Source organism: Ascidiimonas meishanensis (assembly GCF_037782385.1).
Taxonomy (GTDB): Bacteria; Bacteroidota; Bacteroidia; order Flavobacteriales; family Flavobacteriaceae; genus Ascidiimonas; species Ascidiimonas meishanensis.
The window spans coordinates 178,551-194,198 of sequence record NZ_JBBEXD010000009.1 but is presented as its reverse complement, the minus strand read 5'-3'; the positions used below and the strand labels follow the sequence as shown (position 1 = coordinate 194,198).

General features: G+C 34.6%; 14 protein-coding genes. 7 read left to right on the top strand and 7 right to left on the bottom strand.

The window, feature by feature from the left end; genetic code table 11:
• Positions 1-160 precede the first annotated feature (160 nt).
• Complete coding sequence (locus WBG07_RS15460; protein ID WP_340202482.1) at positions 161-847, bottom strand: DUF4294 domain-containing protein; 687 nt, start codon at positions 845-847, stop codon at positions 161-163.
• A 104-nt stretch (positions 848-951) separates the two neighbouring features.
• Between WBG07_RS15460 and WBG07_RS15455 the strand changes: the two genes are divergently transcribed.
• A complete protein-coding gene (locus tag WBG07_RS15455; RefSeq protein ID WP_340202480.1) occupies positions 952-2,040 on the top strand; it encodes a M42 family metallopeptidase in 1,089 nt (362 codons plus the stop codon).
• 237 nt (positions 2,041-2,277) lie between these two features.
• On the opposite strand, the gene acs is transcribed toward WBG07_RS15455, so the two are convergent.
• The 5 genes from acs to WBG07_RS15430 form a co-directional block, all read right to left on the bottom strand.
• Complete coding sequence (acs, locus tag WBG07_RS15450) at positions 2,278-4,185, bottom strand: acetate--CoA ligase (protein ID WP_340202478.1); 1,908 nt, start codon at positions 4,183-4,185, stop codon at positions 2,278-2,280.
• Between the two features lie 79 nt (positions 4,186-4,264).
• Entirely contained in the window at positions 4,265-6,040 is a 1,776-nt protein-coding gene (locus tag WBG07_RS15445) for a sodium:solute symporter family protein (RefSeq protein ID WP_340202477.1), read from the bottom strand.
• Between the two features lie 10 nt (positions 6,041-6,050).
• Positions 6,051-6,305: a DUF4212 domain-containing protein gene (locus tag WBG07_RS15440; RefSeq protein ID WP_340202475.1), complete on the bottom strand. Its 255-nt coding sequence runs from the start codon at positions 6,303-6,305 to the stop codon at positions 6,051-6,053.
• A gap of 4 nt (positions 6,306-6,309) precedes the next feature.
• Positions 6,310-7,272: a phosphoribosylaminoimidazolesuccinocarboxamide synthase gene (locus tag WBG07_RS15435; RefSeq protein WP_340202473.1), complete on the bottom strand. Its 963-nt coding sequence runs from the start codon at positions 7,270-7,272 to the stop codon at positions 6,310-6,312.
• A 10-nt stretch (positions 7,273-7,282) separates the two neighbouring features.
• Positions 7,283-8,239 (bottom strand): PhoH family protein, encoded by a 957-nt coding sequence (locus WBG07_RS15430; protein ID WP_340202471.1) that lies wholly within the window; start codon positions 8,237-8,239, stop codon positions 7,283-7,285.
• A gap of 107 nt (positions 8,240-8,346) precedes the next feature.
• Between WBG07_RS15430 and WBG07_RS15425 the strand changes: the two genes are divergently transcribed.
• The 5 genes from WBG07_RS15425 (at position 8,347) to dnaN (ending at position 13,120) form a co-directional block, all read left to right on the top strand.
• On the top strand, positions 8,347-9,183 hold the full coding sequence (locus WBG07_RS15425) for an SAM hydrolase/SAM-dependent halogenase family protein (RefSeq protein WP_340202469.1): 837 nt from the start codon (positions 8,347-8,349) through the stop codon (positions 9,181-9,183).
• A 9-nt stretch (positions 9,184-9,192) separates the two neighbouring features.
• The gene (locus WBG07_RS15420; protein WP_340202468.1) at positions 9,193-9,489 is read left to right on the top strand and encodes a putative quinol monooxygenase; all 297 of its coding nucleotides are present in this window, start codon (positions 9,193-9,195) and stop codon (positions 9,487-9,489) included.
• Between the two features lie 41 nt (positions 9,490-9,530).
• Positions 9,531-10,256, top strand: coding sequence for a gliding motility-associated ABC transporter permease subunit GldF (gldF, locus tag WBG07_RS15415; RefSeq protein WP_340202465.1), 726 nt, complete (start codon positions 9,531-9,533; stop codon positions 10,254-10,256).
• Positions 10,253-11,929, top strand: coding sequence for a gliding motility-associated ABC transporter substrate-binding protein GldG (gene gldG / locus WBG07_RS15410; RefSeq protein WP_340202463.1), 1,677 nt, complete (start codon positions 10,253-10,255; stop codon positions 11,927-11,929). The genes gldF and gldG overlap by 4 nt, the downstream gene beginning before the upstream one ends.
• Positions 11,930-12,001: 72 nt before the next feature.
• Entirely contained in the window at positions 12,002-13,120 is a 1,119-nt protein-coding gene (dnaN, locus tag WBG07_RS15405; RefSeq protein ID WP_340202462.1) for a DNA polymerase III subunit beta, read from the top strand.
• A gap of 136 nt (positions 13,121-13,256) precedes the next feature.
• Here the strand turns inward: dnaN and WBG07_RS15400 are convergent, their stop codons facing one another.
• Complete coding sequence (locus WBG07_RS15400; protein WP_340202460.1) at positions 13,257-14,189, bottom strand: hypothetical protein; 933 nt, start codon at positions 14,187-14,189, stop codon at positions 13,257-13,259.
• A gap of 719 nt (positions 14,190-14,908) precedes the next feature.
• On the opposite strand from WBG07_RS15400, the gene WBG07_RS15395 reads away from it, so the two are divergent.
• Positions 14,909-15,433 carry a hypothetical protein gene (locus tag WBG07_RS15395; RefSeq protein ID WP_340202458.1) on the top strand — a complete coding sequence of 175 codons (525 nt, stop codon included), beginning with the start codon at positions 14,909-14,911 and terminating at the stop codon, positions 15,431-15,433.
• Positions 15,434-15,648: the final 215 nt, after the last annotated feature.

Here is a 15,648-nt window from a genome sequence, read left to right as displayed (position 1 = left end):
GTAAAGCGGGTGCAAATATAAAACTATTAAATTACTAATTCCAAACCTTTTCTGAAAAATAATGAATCTTTTTTTTAAGAACTTAGAAATCAGTCTGTACGACTTACGTATATAACTAAAAAAGGACTATAAAGTTAATACTTTTTAAGCTGCTGTGCAATTAATTTTTTGTAGATTTTTTTGAAGACCACTTATCTGTAAGGTTTATATAATCAAATGCTAAAACAGTAGGTTGTTTTTCAAGCTTGCCAGAGGCAAAAGCTCTTTGAAGTATATCTTCAATTAAATAATCTTCCTGTACATTCTCTGGCGCATACTTTTCTTTTAGTGAGATGTTAAATGCTTTCGCAGTAGTATTATACCAAAATGCCCGCCAACCACTTCTCAATTCTTTGATAAGTTCAAAAGCTGACTTTCCAGTTTGACGATGAATTAACTTGATAAGTATTTGCCCTTCTGTACGTGTTAGTTTCTTCAATTCAGCAGAGAATTCATCCTCTATATACCGCTGTATAATCTTTGTATATTTCTTTCTTTTTCTTTTTGATTTTATTTGATCCAGCCTTTCAGTTAGAGTGGTAAGTCGGTCTGCCGCAAGTTTTGCATAAGGATATACTTTTATCGTTTTTCGTCTCAAAATAAAATACCTCAGCCTTTCTTTACGATTTGTAAAATGTAATCTACCAAAAATATAAACGCCCTCTAAATCTATTGAAGTTCGCAAAATAGAATCGCCCTCTAACAAAATATACTCCTTTTCTGAAAGAGAATCTATTTTCTTTTCAGGTATCTGCCCATACATAGTAAGGCTTGAAGCCAGATAAAACAAAAGGAATATCCTTTTCATTCTTTAATACTTTCTAAAACCATTTCAAAAATACTTTATTCCTATAAACGTAACTATTAATTGTTTGTGAATATTGTTATTTTAGCTGCTTAAATTTTTAATACATGAGTGAAAATAAAATATTAAATCAAAAATCTCTTAAGTTTTTAGAAACTTACCTTAATAATGCAGCTCCGACAGGTTATGAATGGGAAGGGCAAAAAATATGGATGGACTATCTAAAACCTTACGTGGATACTTTTATTACAGACACCTATGGAACCGCAGTAGGTGTTATTAATCCAGAAGCTGCTTTTAAGGTAGTCATTGAAGGGCATTCTGATGAGATTTCATGGTACGTAAATTATATCACAGATGATGGTCTTATATATGTTATTAGAAATGGAGGTAGTGATCATCAAATTGCTCCTTCAAAATGGGTTGATATCCATACAGACCAAGGAATTGTAAAAGGTGTTTTTGGATGGCCCGCAATCCATACGAGAAATTCAAGCAAAGAAGAGCCTCCCAAATTAGATAATATTTTTATTGATGTAGGTGCTAAAAACAAAGAGGAAGTTGAAGAGTTAGGGGTTCATGTAGGTTGTGTAATTACTTACCCAGATACTTTTCACATTTTAAACAAAGATAAATTTGTTTGTAGAGCAATTGACAACCGTGCGGGTGGATTTATGATTGCTGAAGTTGCTAGACTTTTATTTGAAAATAAAGTTAAACTTCCTTTTGGTTTATATATTACCAATTCTGTGCAGGAAGAGATTGGCCTTCGAGGTGCAGAAATGATTACCCAAACTATTAAACCTAATGTGGCAATTGTTACTGATGTAACTCATGATACCACTACACCCATGATTGATAAAAAGAAACAAGGCCATACTGAGATGGGTAAAGGCCCTGTGATATCATATGCCCCTGCCGTTCAAAATAAACTTAGAGAGCGTATTATCAAAACCGCTGAAGCTAAGAAAATTCCTTTCCAGCGAATGGCTTCTTCAAGATATACTGGAACAGATACAGACGCTTTTGCTTACAGCAACGGAGGTGTTTCATCGGCATTGATCTCTCTTCCTTTAAGATATATGCATACTACCGTTGAAATGGTTCATCGTGATGATGTTGAAAATGTAATTCGTTTAATCTATGAGACTCTTCTCGAGATAAAAAACGGAGAAACATTTAGCTATTTTGAATAATTTTTGAAACCCTGCCATGTGCAGGGTTCTTTTTTTAATTATCTCCTCAAAATGAAGAATACTATTTCTGAACAAACTGCTGATTTTAAGCATCTTTAAAAAAAATCGCCAGAGCCCTTTTGGAGATGCTTGCATTACGGCTATCGTATTTTAAAAAATACTAGGTAAATTAAAAAAGGGTCATAAACTGACCCTTGAACATTTTTTAAAGTTTGTGAACTATTAATCCTTAGTTAACTAACTTTTCTCATCTATTATTTTTTGCACTACCTCTGGATTCAACAAGGTAGATATATCGCCAAGATTCGTAGTATCATTACTAGCAATTTTCCTCAAAATTCGTCGCATAATTTTACCACTTCTTGTTTTAGGCAATCCAGGAACAAACTGAATTTTGTCTAATTTGGCAATTGGGCCAATATGATCTGCTATTTGTTGATTGATCTCTTTCCGTAAGTTCTCACGATCTCTACTTTCACCAATTTCTTTCAAGATGACAAAACCATATAATGCATTTCCTTTAACATCATGGGGAAATCCAACAATTGCAGATTCTGCTACGGCTGGATGCTCATTTATAGCATCTTCTATTGGAGCAGTACCTAAGTTATGCCCTGATACAATAATCACATCATCTACTCTTCCAGTAATTCGGTAGTAACCTACTTCATCACGTAAAGCTCCGTCTCCTGTAAAATAATGTCCTTGAAAGGCTGAGAAATAGGTGTTTCGATAGCGTTCATGATCTCCCCATATAGTTCTAGCCATAGAAGGCCAAGGAAATTTTACACAGAGTCTACCCTCTACTTGATTGCCTTTTATTTCAGCTCCTTTTTCATTCATTAAAGCTAGCTGAATTCCAGGTAAAGGCAAAGTGGCATAAGTGGGTTTGGTTGGCGTTACATAAGGAATGGGAGATATCATAATACTGCCTGTTTCGGTTTGCCACCAAGTATCTACAATAGGGCTCTTTTTATTGCCTACATGATCATTATACCAATGCCAGGCCTCCTCATTTATTGGTTCACCAACGGTACCCAAAACCTTTAAGGAAGAAAGATCATGTTTGTCTACATACTCCAATGACTCTTTTGCTAGTGCTCTAATAGCTGTAGGAGCCGTATAAAATTGTGTGATTTTATGTTTTTCTACTATTTCCCAAAATCTACTATAATCAGGAAATGAAGGAACACCTTCAAACATTACTGTGGTAGCTCCATTAGCTAATGGGCCATAAAGTATATAAGAGTGCCCTGTAATCCAGCCAATATCTGCTGTACACCAATAAATATCATCTTCACGGTATTGAAATACATTTTTAAAAGTGAAAGCAGTATTTACCATATAACCACCTGTGCTATGTACCATCCCTTTAGGTTTACCGGTAGAGCCAGAAGTATATAAAATGAAAAGCGGGTCTTCGGCATCCATTATTTCAGCAGAATATTCAGCATAAGCCTCATCTAGCAATGGCTGAAGCCACATATCTCTTTCTTCTTTCATGTAAATTTCTTCCTCAGTACGCTTTACAACCAACACGCTTTCTACACAGGAACAATTCTTAAGTGCTTCATCTACAATCGGTTTTAAAGGAATGGTTTTATTTCCTCTAAAAGATCCGTCTGAAGTAATAACCATTTTACAGGTAGAGTCATTAATTCTAGAGGCTAATGCCTGAGATGAAAAGCCCGCAAAAACTACAGAATGAATAGCTCCTATTCTTGCACAGGCTAAAACAGCTACGGCTAATTCTGGAATCATTGGCAGATAAATACATACCCTATCTCCTTTTTCTACTCCCTTTTCCTTGAGCACATTTGAGAATTTACATACTCGTTCATACAATTGAGCGTACGAAATATGAACTGCTGCTTCGTTAGGATTATTAGGTTCCCAAAGAATCGCTGTTTTTTCATGTCTTATTGGTAAATGACGATCTATACAATTCTCTGTAATGTTCAGTTTTGCTCCTTCAAACCATTTTATCTCTGGCTTATTGAAATCCCAACTCAATACATTATTCCATTTTTTTCTCCAAACAAAATGCTCTTCTGCAATTTCTTCCCAGAACTGTTCTGGATTCCGTACAGATCTGCGATATACATGAAAATACTCTTCAAAACTTTTTATGTGGTAATTACTCATTTTTATAAAAGCGACTATTTAAAATTAAGGTTACAATTTAAGAAAATTATGAAAAGGGTGATTTTTCTAAATTAAAATTTTAATGATGCTCAACCGGACTGCCAGTATCATTAGGGATTCTAATGTTTTCTATCATCTCTTGTATTTCAATAGGTGGTCTTGCTGTAAAGTGAGAAATCACAATTGCTACAAGAAAATTTACTATCATGCCCAAAGTTCCAAAACCTTCCGGTGAAATACCAAACCACCAATGATCTGGTCCATTTGTTTCAAGATTACCTATCCATCCCAGTTTAAATCTTGCTATGTAATAGATAGTGAATCCAAGACCCGAAATCATCCCAGAAATAGCACCTTCTTTATTCATTCTTTTGGAGAAAATTCCCATTACAATTGCTGGAAAGAATGATGATGCTGCCAACCCAAATGCTAGGGCAACTACAGATGCTACAAAACCAGGAGGGTGTATTCCAAAATAGCCTGCTACAATTACCGCAACAATTGAAGATAGCCGTGCTATTAAGAGTTCTTTTTTATCAGAGATGCGGGGAAAAAACTGTTTCTTAATCAAATCATGTGACACAGATGTTGAAATAACCAATAAAAGTCCCGCAGCAGTAGATAGTGCAGCTGCAAGACCACCTGCTGCTACCAAGGCAACAACCCAATTTGGTAATTGTGCAATTTCTGGATTTGCTAATACCATAATATCTCTATCTATGTAAAGTTCATTGGGTCCTTTTGTAGGATTGGTAATCAAGCGTTCTCCATTAACTCCTCTTACGTTTTCAAAAATAGGTTTTCCAGTAAGAGCTGCTCCCGGCAGATATTGAATCTTACCATCGTTGTTTTTATCTACCCATCCTATTAATCCTGTATCTTCCCATTTAGTAAACCAAGAAGGAATTTCTTTATAGGATGTGTTTTCAACGGTTTTCATTAGGTTAGTTCTTGCAAATACAGCAATAGCAGGAGCTGTTGTATAGAGAATGGCAATAAACAATAAGGCATATCCGGCAGATTTTCGGGCATCTTTTACTTTTGGAACTGTAAAAAAACGTATTATTACATGGGGTAGTCCAGCTGTTCCCATCATTAATGCCGCTGTTATAAAGAATACATCTATCTTAGATTTGGTACCATTAGTATATGCAGTAAAACCTAAGTCGGTCATCAAACCGTCAAGTTTATCCAACAGGTAGACTCCATCTTGTCCCTGAGCTCCAAAACCTATTTGAGGTATAGGATTTCCTGTAGCCATTATAGAAATAAATATTGCAGGAACCATAAAGGCAAATATTAGGATACAATATTGCGCTACTTGTGTATAAGTAATTCCTTTCATACCGCCTAAAAAAGCATACAGTAGTACGAGTGCCATCCCAACATAAACTCCTATGTCAATATCTACATCTAAAAAGCGTGAAAAAACGACTCCTACTCCCCGCATTTGTCCGGCAACATAGGTGAAAGAAACAAAAAGTGCTGCCACTACTGCCACAGTTCTTGCTACATTAGAATAATACCTGTCTCCTATAAAATCTGCTACTGTAAACTTTCCAAACTTACGTAAATATGGGGCTAATAATAACGCTAACAAAACATAACCTCCGGTCCAGCCCATTAAGTAAACGGAGCCATCATAACCGGAAAAAGCGATAATCCCTGCCATTCCTAAAAATGAAGCTGCAGACATCCAGTCTGCTGCAGTAGCCAGTCCATTTGCCAGAGGGGAAACTCCGCCTCCTGCAATATAAAAATCTTTAGTAGATCTTGCTCTAGACCAAATGGCAATGATAATATATAAAAGAAAGGTGATACCTACTATGATAAAGGTCCATTTTTGTATACTCATAAAGATTCTTTTATTCTTGAACTTTGAATTTTTTGTCTAGTTTATTCATCAGAAAAACATACACAAAAATCAGTATTACAAAAACATAAATAGCACCTTGTTGTGCGAACCAAAAGCCTACTTTAAATCCTCCTATTTTAAAATCATTTAACGCATCTACCCATATAATTCCAAATCCGAAAGAAACCAAAAACCAAATAGAAAGCAAAACGGTAAGATACCTTAGATTATATCTCCAGTATTTTTTCCGATCTAGCTCATTCATCGTATTAATTTTTAAGAATTGTATTTAAGTAATTAAGTACGTTTTGCTCAATTCTAGTAGTCATATTATCAACTTTTGCTTTCTTAAAAGGCTCCCCCATTATTTGTTCGTATAATTCTATATATCTCTTAGAAACAGAATTTATATACTCATCTGTCATTTCTGGGACTTGCTGCCCTTCTTTGCCTTGAAAACCATTTTCTATAAGCCATTGCCTTACAAATTCCTTGGAGAGCTGCTTTTGTTGCTCACCTTTTGATTGTCTTTCCTCATAACCGTCTTGATAAAAATATCGAGAAGAATCTGGAGTGTGAATTTCATCAATTAATACGATGGTTCCGTTAGCCATTTTTCCAAATTCATACTTGGTATCCACTAGAATTAAACCTTGTTTTGCTGCTATCTGTGTTCCTCTTTCAAAAAGTTTTCTAGTGTACATTTCCAATTGCTCGTATTCATTTGCATCTACAATGTTCCGAGAAAGAATTTCATCTTTGGAAATATCTTCATCATGGTCACCATGTGCTGCTTTAGTAGCAGGGGTAATTATGGGGATTGGAAATTTGTCATTTTCCTTCATTCCATCTGGCATAACCACACCGCACAGACTTCTTTTTCCCGCTTTGTATTCCCGAGCTGCATGACCAGACATATAACCCCTAATCACCATTTCTATTTTATAAGGTTCACATTTATGTCCAATTGCCACATTGGGATCAGGAGCAGCGATGAGCCAGTTGGGAACAATATCTCTTGTAGCCTCCATCATTTTTGTAGCTATTTGATTCAGTATTTGCCCTTTGTAGGGAATTCCTTTAGGCATAACTACATCAAAAGCAGAAAGCCTATCGGTAGCAATCATTATAAGCAAATCATTCTCAAGAGTGTACACTTCTCTGACTTTGCCTCTATAAATATCTTTTAGTAGTGGAAATTTAAAATTAGTGTGGGTAATTGTCCCTGACATTTTTTTGAGTTTAAACGTTGCTGTGTTCTATACTTTTATAGGCTTCAATAATATTTTTAACCAAGCGGTGACGAATTACGTCTTTATCATCTAGGTATACAATAGAAATACCCGGGACATCTTTTAAAACTAACAAAGCTTCTTTGAGTCCTGAGATTACCCGTCTTGGTAAATCTATTTGTCCGGGATCACCGGTTATCATAAATTTTGCCTGTTTCCCCATTCTGGTAAGAAACATTTTCATTTGGGCATGGGTAGTATTTTGTGCTTCGTCTAAGATTACAAAAGCTTTATCTAGGGTACGACCTCTCATAAATGCCATTGGCGCAATTTGAATAGTACCATTCTCAATATAATTCTGTAGCTTCTCGGATGGTATCATATCCCGAAGTGCATCATACAAAGGTTGCATGTAAGGGTCTAGCTTTTCTTTTAAATCTCCTGGTAAGAACCCCAGATTCTCCCCCGCTTCTACAGCAGGTCTTGTGAGAATAATACGTTTAACTTGTTTTTCTTTTAAGGCTTTTACCGCTAAGGCTACTCCCGTGTATGTTTTTCCTGTTCCTGCGGGGCCAATCGCAAAAACCATATCATTATGTTTCATTTGTTCAACCAGTTTTCGCTGGTTAGCCGTTTGAGCCCTAATGAGTCTTCCGCTAACGCCATGAACCAATACTTCACCACTTTCTGAAGAAGTTTCATAATCTTCTTTACTATTGCTGGTAAGTATACGCTCTATAGTATTTTCATCGAGCTTATTAAATTTGGCATAATGCGCAGTAAGCATGTCCAGTCTAAGGTCAAATTCTTCCAACAGCTCTTCTTCACCGTAAGCTGTAATTTTATTACCTCGGGCTACAATTTTTAGTTTTGGAAAATACTTTTTTAAAAGGGTGATGTTGATATTTTGATGCCCAAAAAATTCTCTGGGGCTAATCTCGGTAAGTTCAATTATTAGTTCATTCAAAAGCCAATTGATTAAGTTAGTTTATCCCTTTTTGTTTTATTAGATTTGCAAAACAAACATACGCAAAAATCATTCTTTAAATTTAAAAAAATATCAACAGTTTTACAATGGCGATCATTACTTTAACCACTGATTTTGGTATGAAAGATCACTATGTAGGAGCCATTAAGGGAGGCATCTATTCAGAACTGGATTCTGTCAATATTGTTGATATCTCTCATTTAATTAGTCCTTTTAATATTACTGAAGCTTCTTATATTATTAAAAATGCCTACAAAAGTTTTCCCGCAGGCACTATTCATATTATTGGTATAGATGGAGAACTCACACCCGAAAACCGGCATATTGCGGTATATCTTGATGGCCATTATTTTGTATGTTCAGATAACGGTATCATGTGCTTGCTTACACAGGAAATTATTCCGCAAAAAATAGTAGAAATTAACATTCACGATCATATAGAAAGTAGTTTCCCTGTCATGGATGTTTTTGTAAAGACAGCCACCCATCTGGCACGGGGAGGAACTTTGGAGGTAATAGGCAAACCTATTGATAAAATAAAACAGATTATTGATCTTAAACCTGTTATTAATACTAACGGTACGCAGATTTTAGGCAGCGTTTTATACATAGATAATTACGGAAATGTGGTAACTAATATTACTCGGAAATTATTCATCGAAATAGGTAAGGGAAGATCTTTTGAGATTCTAGCGCGCACTTATAAATTTAGGAATATTTATAATAGGTATAGTGATGCAATCAATTTTTCTATAGAGAAAGCGATGAGGGATGAAGATGGTAAAAAACTGGCTATTTTTAACTCCGCAGATTACTTAGAATTAGCTATTTATAAAAGTAATCCCGTTACCGTTGGTGGAGCAAACACTTTATTTGGCTTACATTTTAGAGATCCGGTAACTATCAATTTTGAAAAACAATAATAGATAAAAATGTTCATAAGAATTGTAAAAATGGAATTTAAGGTAGATAAGATATCTCTTTTCTTGGCTAATTTTGAGGCAAATAAGGAGCGTATTCGGGCATTTGAAGGTTGTAGTTTTTTAGAGCTGTATCAATCAAAAACAACTCCTGAAATATTTTTTACATATAGTTACTGGGAATCAGAAGCGGCTTTGGAAAATTATCGTAACTCTAAACTATTTCAAGAGGTCTGGAAGAAAACGAAAGCATTATTCGCGGGGAAACCAGAAGCTTGGAGCCTAGACCGTATTGAAAGTCTTCCCTAGTACTGCTTCTTTTCAAACATTGTTAATATAAAAATAGAAATATGTATGCCATTTTAAAAAAAGAGATCCGCTCGTTTTTCGCCTCACCAGTGGGATATTTGGTGATCTCTTTATTTCTAATTCTAAACGGACTCTTTTTATGGGTTTTTAAAGGTGAATTCAACATATTTGACTATGGATTTGCAGATCTGTCTGCTTTTTTTACATTAGCACCCTGGATTTTGATCTTTTTAATTCCTGCTATTACTATGAAAAGTTTTTCAGAAGAAAATAAAATGGGGACATTAGAATTACTATTAACCAAACCCTTAAGCACGTTACAAATTGTCTTAGGAAAATATTTAGGGGTATTCGTATTAAGTCTGATTGCACTTCTTCCTACCCTACTCTATGTTTTCACCGTTTGGAAATTAGGAAATCCGGAAGGAAATATAGATTTAGGCAGCACTTTTGGATCTTATGCAGGATTGATTTTTTTAATGATGTCTTATACCGCTATTGGTGTTTTCTCTTCTATTCTTACTGATAACCAAATAGTTGCTTTTATTCTTGGTGTATTTATATGTTTCGTATTCTATTTTGGCTTTGAGGGAATGGCAGATTTAGCAAACGTAGATTTCGCTATTGAAAAATGGGGAATGAAATCACATTTTGAAAGTATGGGTAGAGGGGTCATTGATACGAGAGATTTGATCTATTTCCTATCACTCACTGGATTTTTTATTTTCGTTACCTCTTCTTTTCTAAAAAACAAATCAGAGGTATGAAGGCAAAGAAAAATATATTCATCAAAATTGCAATAGCTTTTGTTATTCTCATTGCCATAAACGTGCTTGCTGGAACATTTTCACAACGATTTGATCTTACTAAGGATAAAAGATATACCTTATCTGACGCTACAAAAAGTATTCTTGCTAAAGCAACACAACCTATTGTTATTGATGTGTTGTTAGAAGGTGATTTCCCTTCTGAATTTAAAAAGTTACAAATGGAAACACAGCAGTTGCTCAAAGAATTATCTGCAGTAAATTCCAATATTAAATATACATTTCTCAATCCGGTAAAAGATTCTCAAAACTCAGATCAAGTTGTAGTAGAATTGAATCAATTAGGCTTGACTCCAGCTAATATCACCGTAGAAGAAGGCGGTAAAGTTACCCAAGAAGTAATTTTCCCTTGGGCAATGGCCTATATAGATGAAACAAAACCAGTACGTATTCCTTTGCTAAAGAATAAATTAGGAGCAGATAGTGAAACTAGAGTAAATAATTCTATTCAACAATTAGAATATGCATTTGCTAGCGCCATAAAGAAGTTGTTAATTACAGATAAGAAAAAAATTGCCATTATTAAGGGTAATGGTGAATTAGAGGATATTTACTTAGCAAATTTTTTGGGTGAATTAAGTGGTTCTTATCATTTAGCTCCTATCACCTTAGATTCTGTGGCTAAAAATCCCCAAAAAACGTTGGCGCTTTTAAATGGCTATGATTTAGCTATTGTTGCGAAACCCACAGAAGCATTTAGTGATTCTGAGAAATATGTAATGGACCAATATACTTTGCAAGGCGGCAAATCCCTTTGGTTAATAGATCAGGTAACCGCTGAAATGGATAGTCTTTATGCTAACCAAGGTAAAACTATTGCTTTTCCCAGAAACCTTAATTTGAATGACTTCTTTTTCAAATATGGAGTGCGCGTTAATCCGGTTTTATTGAATGATATGTATTTCACACAAATTGTATTAGCTACAGGAGAAGGTAATAATACACAATACAATCCGGTGCCATGGGTGTATTATCCTATGGTTTTTTCTCCAGAAAACCATCCTATTAATACAAATATTGAGGCATTACGCTTTCAATTTGCTAATACTATAGACACCCTAGCTAATGGAATTAATAAAACCGTCTTATTACGATCATCCCCATTATCTAAACCCATAGGGACGCCTACAGAAATTAATTTGGATATTATTAGCAATCCGCTACCAAAAGAGACTTATAATGACGGATTAAAGCCGTTAGCAGTATTATTGGAAGGATCATTTACTTCTGTTTTTAAAAACCGAGTAAAACCTTTTAAGTTAAAAGACACCAAAGAAGAGGGATTGCCTTCTAAGATGATTATCATTGCAGATGGAGATTTGATAAAAAATCAAATAAGGCAAGGAAATCCTCTAGAATTAGGGTATGATAAATGGACCAATAATTTTTATGGAAATAAGGAATTCCTTTTGAACTGCGTAAATTATTTGCTGGAGGACACCGGACTTATAAACATTCGGTCTAAAAAAATCATCATTCCTTTTTTAGATAAAGAAAAAGTAAGCGCTCAAAAAACGGGCTGGTTACTTGTAAATGTGGCACTTCCATTAGTAATTCTTGCCATTTTTGGTAGTCTCTTTCACGTATATCGAAAGAAAACATATGCGGTCTGAATGTTAATAAGTTATTTTCGATAAAATACGCATTTCAAATATATTTGTAAAACGAAGTAAATAAACATTTCAATGAAATTTATAGTATCAAGTTCTTATCTCCTAAAACAGTTACAAGTACTGGGTGGAGTGATTAATAATAGTAATACCTTACCTATTCTTGACAATTTTCTTTTTGAACTTTCAGAGAATAAATTGGTGGTATCTGCTTCTGATCTTGAAACTACCATGAGCACGGTATTAGAAGTAGATTCTACTTCGGAGGGAAATATTGCAGTTCCTGCAAAGTTGTTATTAGATATTCTTAAAACTTTTCCTGAACAACCTTTAACTTTTGTTGCTGAGAAAAATAACACCATAGAAATCAGTAGTAACCACGGTAAATATGCACTGGCTTATGCAGATGGCACAGAATTTCCAAGTGCTGTAAATCTTTCGGATCCTAGTTCTACTACTATTATTGGAGATATTCTAGCCACCGCGATTACAAAAACTATTTTTGCAGCTGGCAATGACGATTTAAGACCTGTGATGAGCGGCGTCTTTTTCCAATTTTCTCCAGAAGGATTGATTTTTGTTTCTACCGATGCGCATAAATTGGTAAAGTATCAACGATCTGATGTGAAGGCTTCTCAAGTAGCGGAGTTTATCATGCCCAAAAAACCTTTGAATCTTTTAAAAGGAATTCTTGCTGGAAGTGAAACCGATGTCACCATTGATTACAATGAAAGCAACGCTAAATTTACCTTTGATAATACAGAATTAATATGTCGCTTAATTGATGGGAAGTATCCTAATTATGAAGCAGTTATTCCTAAGGAAAATCCAAATAAATTAAGCATACACCGTAATCAGTTTTTAAGCTCTGCAAAACGGGTAAGCATTTTTTCAAATAAAACTACCCACCAGATCCGTTTAAAGATAGCAGGTGCAGAATTAAATATATCTGCAGAAGATATTGACTATAGCAATAAAGCAGAAGAAAGGCTTACGTGTAGTTACTCTGGAGATGATATGCAAATTGGCTTTAACTCACGTTTTTTAGTTGAAATGCTGTCAAACCTAAATTCAGACGAAATAACTCTTGAAATGAGTTTACCTAATCGTGCCGGTATACTTACTCCTGTAGATGGTCTGGATGAAGGTGAGCATATTACCATGTTGGTAATGCCAGTCATGCTCAATAACTAGTATATTTTTAAGTGTTAAATAGTACTCAGGTACCATTCAAACCGCCTTTTAAGGCGGTTTTTTCATTAAATATCTATGTGTTACCAGAGTATTAAACGTTTATTTACTTAACTTGAAGACTTTAAATCAAGGCAGCTTATTTTCTCTTTAAGAATTCTCTTTTTTTATCCTTGCCTTTCTTTTTATCCCTTCCGCCGCTTCTCTCTCGTTTTGCAGCATCCAGAGTTTCGGCTTTTACCTTATTCATAGGATTTGTAAGATGAGATAAGGAAGGAGTCTTAGCTAACACATCCTGAGTGTCAAATATTTCATTTACAGGAACTTTGGCAATTCCTTTTTTACGTCCAATATCATCTAATTTATGCATTGATTCTGAGAACACTGCCATAGTGCTTTCATCTTTTCTAAAATCTCTTCGTTTGCTTGTATCGGGTACACTGCTTACAACTTTTGGATTGGATGCAGCCTTTCGTGGCACTTCTGCACTTTGAGCCTCGGCTAACGAAGTATCCGGCTGGTTTGCTGTGATTTCCGGCAACGGTTGAACTCCTTCATAATCGGTAAAAAGACTTTTCAAAGCAGTATTGAGTTCAGCATCAAACTTGGCACTGGCAGCCCGTTTCCGTTCATCGCCCGATGCCGATTGAAAATCTAACTCATATTCTGTTCTTTCACCGGTATTTGCAGCAACAGCATTACCAGGAGGCGTTTGTAAAGGTTCTGTTTGAAGTAAATTAGCAAAGGCATCAAGAACTATTGTCTCTTCTTTTACCTCTTGAATATCTGATACGAACATTTCGCCTATAACTCTTTGGTAATTTTGATTGAATTCCTGATAGCTAGAACCTTCAATTTGCCTTAAAAAGTTAAGTTGGTCTTTATCCAGTTCCTGTCGACCCGGTGAGAATTGTGGGTGTCGTGATGTAATTAATACACCCGCACCCTCAGGAGAATCAAAATATAAAGCATGCGTCTGAAACATAGTTTGTTTTGAGGCAAAACCAACAATATTCTCCTGATTGAAAATATCATCCCTATATCCTTGTTGCGTATTATTTTCTGGTTTCATTACTTATTATATTTTAAATTAATTATTATCTGTCTTTTAAATATCTAAAACTTGCTAAACTTTTTTTGTTGCTAATTTTCTTAGTTAACCCCCTAAAATCATTTAGGTATTGTTTATTACTTAAAATATAAGCAATTATTTAGATGTATTTGTTGAGAAACTTATCCCCCAAAAATTAAATCCCAAAGTCACCACAAAACTTAAAAGATTCCTATTCATGAAATTATTTTTGTGATAAACCCATTGATAGATATAGAAAAGGAACGTCTGAAGCAGGGAATATGTAATCTTCATGAAAAAATAAATCTTACCCCAGAAGATCATACAAGAACCAATATTCAATAGAACACCCAAGAACGCGTTGGCCTTATAGAAGCTACTGTCTAGCTTCCTGTAAATGATAGTTACAAAACCGTTACTATGATTCGCCAAAATGAGAACTCATATCCGGTGTTAAACCATTTTGGCATAATGACCCCGTTGAGAAAAGAAAAATCCAATTTATAAAAGCCGCAAATTAAATAGATTGATAAAACTTTGATCAGTGAATGCCAACAATTCACTATTGATAATGAATATATTAAACCATACTGCAATCAAGTACTGATGCTTAAAAGTAGAAAAGTTTAGTAAAAGAAGAAAAAAGAATTAGGGGGTTTACCGCTTTCTCAATACTTGTTAGCAATGTAATGTTATTAAACTCTAAATCTTTTAATCAAATGCAAAGTCTAAACAGATTATTACTTATCCTCTGTATTTTATATGGAATACAAGGCATTCAGAAAACTGAAAGTAAAATAAAATTTTTAATGCCTTATGCAAAGGTGCATACTTCAGGAGATAACCTTCAAATTGAAATGGATACGCTGCCTGATCCTGATAAAATTTTAGGTACTTATTATACGACCAATTTTTATAGCTACATGAAAGAAGGTTTTAATCTAAAAAAAGAAAAGCCTTTAGAAGAATTCAAATATTCTTTTGAATTCAAAACAGATGGTACGATCCATTTTACTGATTTATTTGAAGGACCGAGATGTAAAAACGGAATATTATTTTTAGAAAATGCAACATGGAAAGCAAAGGGTCATGATAAATACGTATTATCCTTTAAAGGTGAGTACTCCCTCACATCCTATTTTCATACACAATCAGAATATCTACTAGTGCTAGAAAATAATGGTGATTTTAAACTTCAATTAGTGAAAATTATTAAGAATATGGAGCAGAAAATGTGGGAGTAAGCCATAAAAAAGTCAATTGTAATGCCTTAACTACCAGAATATCTGAAATAGATTCCTCAAAAAGCACTTATCCAAGTACTAACAAGTGTTAGTGCTGTAATTAAAGACCCTCAAAGAATTAATACTTAGAGTACAAATATCTCTGATTTCTTCTTAATTCCTATAATATTCAAGAAATCTCAGATTAGAAATTAGCAGATGAGCTCATATAAAGT

What these genes read in the sequence shown, in the direction of transcription:
- WBG07_RS15440 (WP_340202475.1), bottom strand. Translation starts at nt 6,305, where the DNA reads ATGAATGAGCTAGATCGGAAAAAATACTGGAGATATAATCTAAGGTAT.
- WBG07_RS15435 (WP_340202473.1), bottom strand. Translation starts at nt 7,272, where the DNA reads ATGTCAGGGACAATTACCCACACTAATTTTAAATTTCCACTACTAAAA.
- WBG07_RS15395 (WP_340202458.1), top strand. Translation starts at nt 14,909, where the DNA reads ATGCAAAGTCTAAACAGATTATTACTTATCCTCTGTATTTTATATGGA.
- gldF (WP_340202465.1), top strand. Translation starts at nt 9,531, where the DNA reads ATGTATGCCATTTTAAAAAAAGAGATCCGCTCGTTTTTCGCCTCACCA.
- WBG07_RS15400 (WP_340202460.1), bottom strand. Translation starts at nt 14,189, where the DNA reads ATGAAACCAGAAAATAATACGCAACAAGGATATAGGGATGATATTTTC.
- gldG (WP_340202463.1), top strand. Translation starts at nt 10,253, where the DNA reads ATGAAGGCAAAGAAAAATATATTCATCAAAATTGCAATAGCTTTTGTT.
- dnaN (WP_340202462.1), top strand. Translation starts at nt 12,002, where the DNA reads ATGAAATTTATAGTATCAAGTTCTTATCTCCTAAAACAGTTACAAGTA.
- acs (WP_340202478.1), bottom strand. Translation starts at nt 4,185, where the DNA reads ATGAGTAATTACCACATAAAAAGTTTTGAAGAGTATTTTCATGTATAT.
- WBG07_RS15460 (WP_340202482.1), bottom strand. Translation starts at nt 847, where the DNA reads ATGAAAAGGATATTCCTTTTGTTTTATCTGGCTTCAAGCCTTACTATG.
- WBG07_RS15445 (WP_340202477.1), bottom strand. Translation starts at nt 6,040, where the DNA reads ATGAGTATACAAAAATGGACCTTTATCATAGTAGGTATCACCTTTCTT.
- WBG07_RS15455 (WP_340202480.1), top strand. Translation starts at nt 952, where the DNA reads ATGAGTGAAAATAAAATATTAAATCAAAAATCTCTTAAGTTTTTAGAA.
- WBG07_RS15420 (WP_340202468.1), top strand. Translation starts at nt 9,193, where the DNA reads ATGTTCATAAGAATTGTAAAAATGGAATTTAAGGTAGATAAGATATCT.
- WBG07_RS15425 (WP_340202469.1), top strand. Translation starts at nt 8,347, where the DNA reads ATGGCGATCATTACTTTAACCACTGATTTTGGTATGAAAGATCACTAT.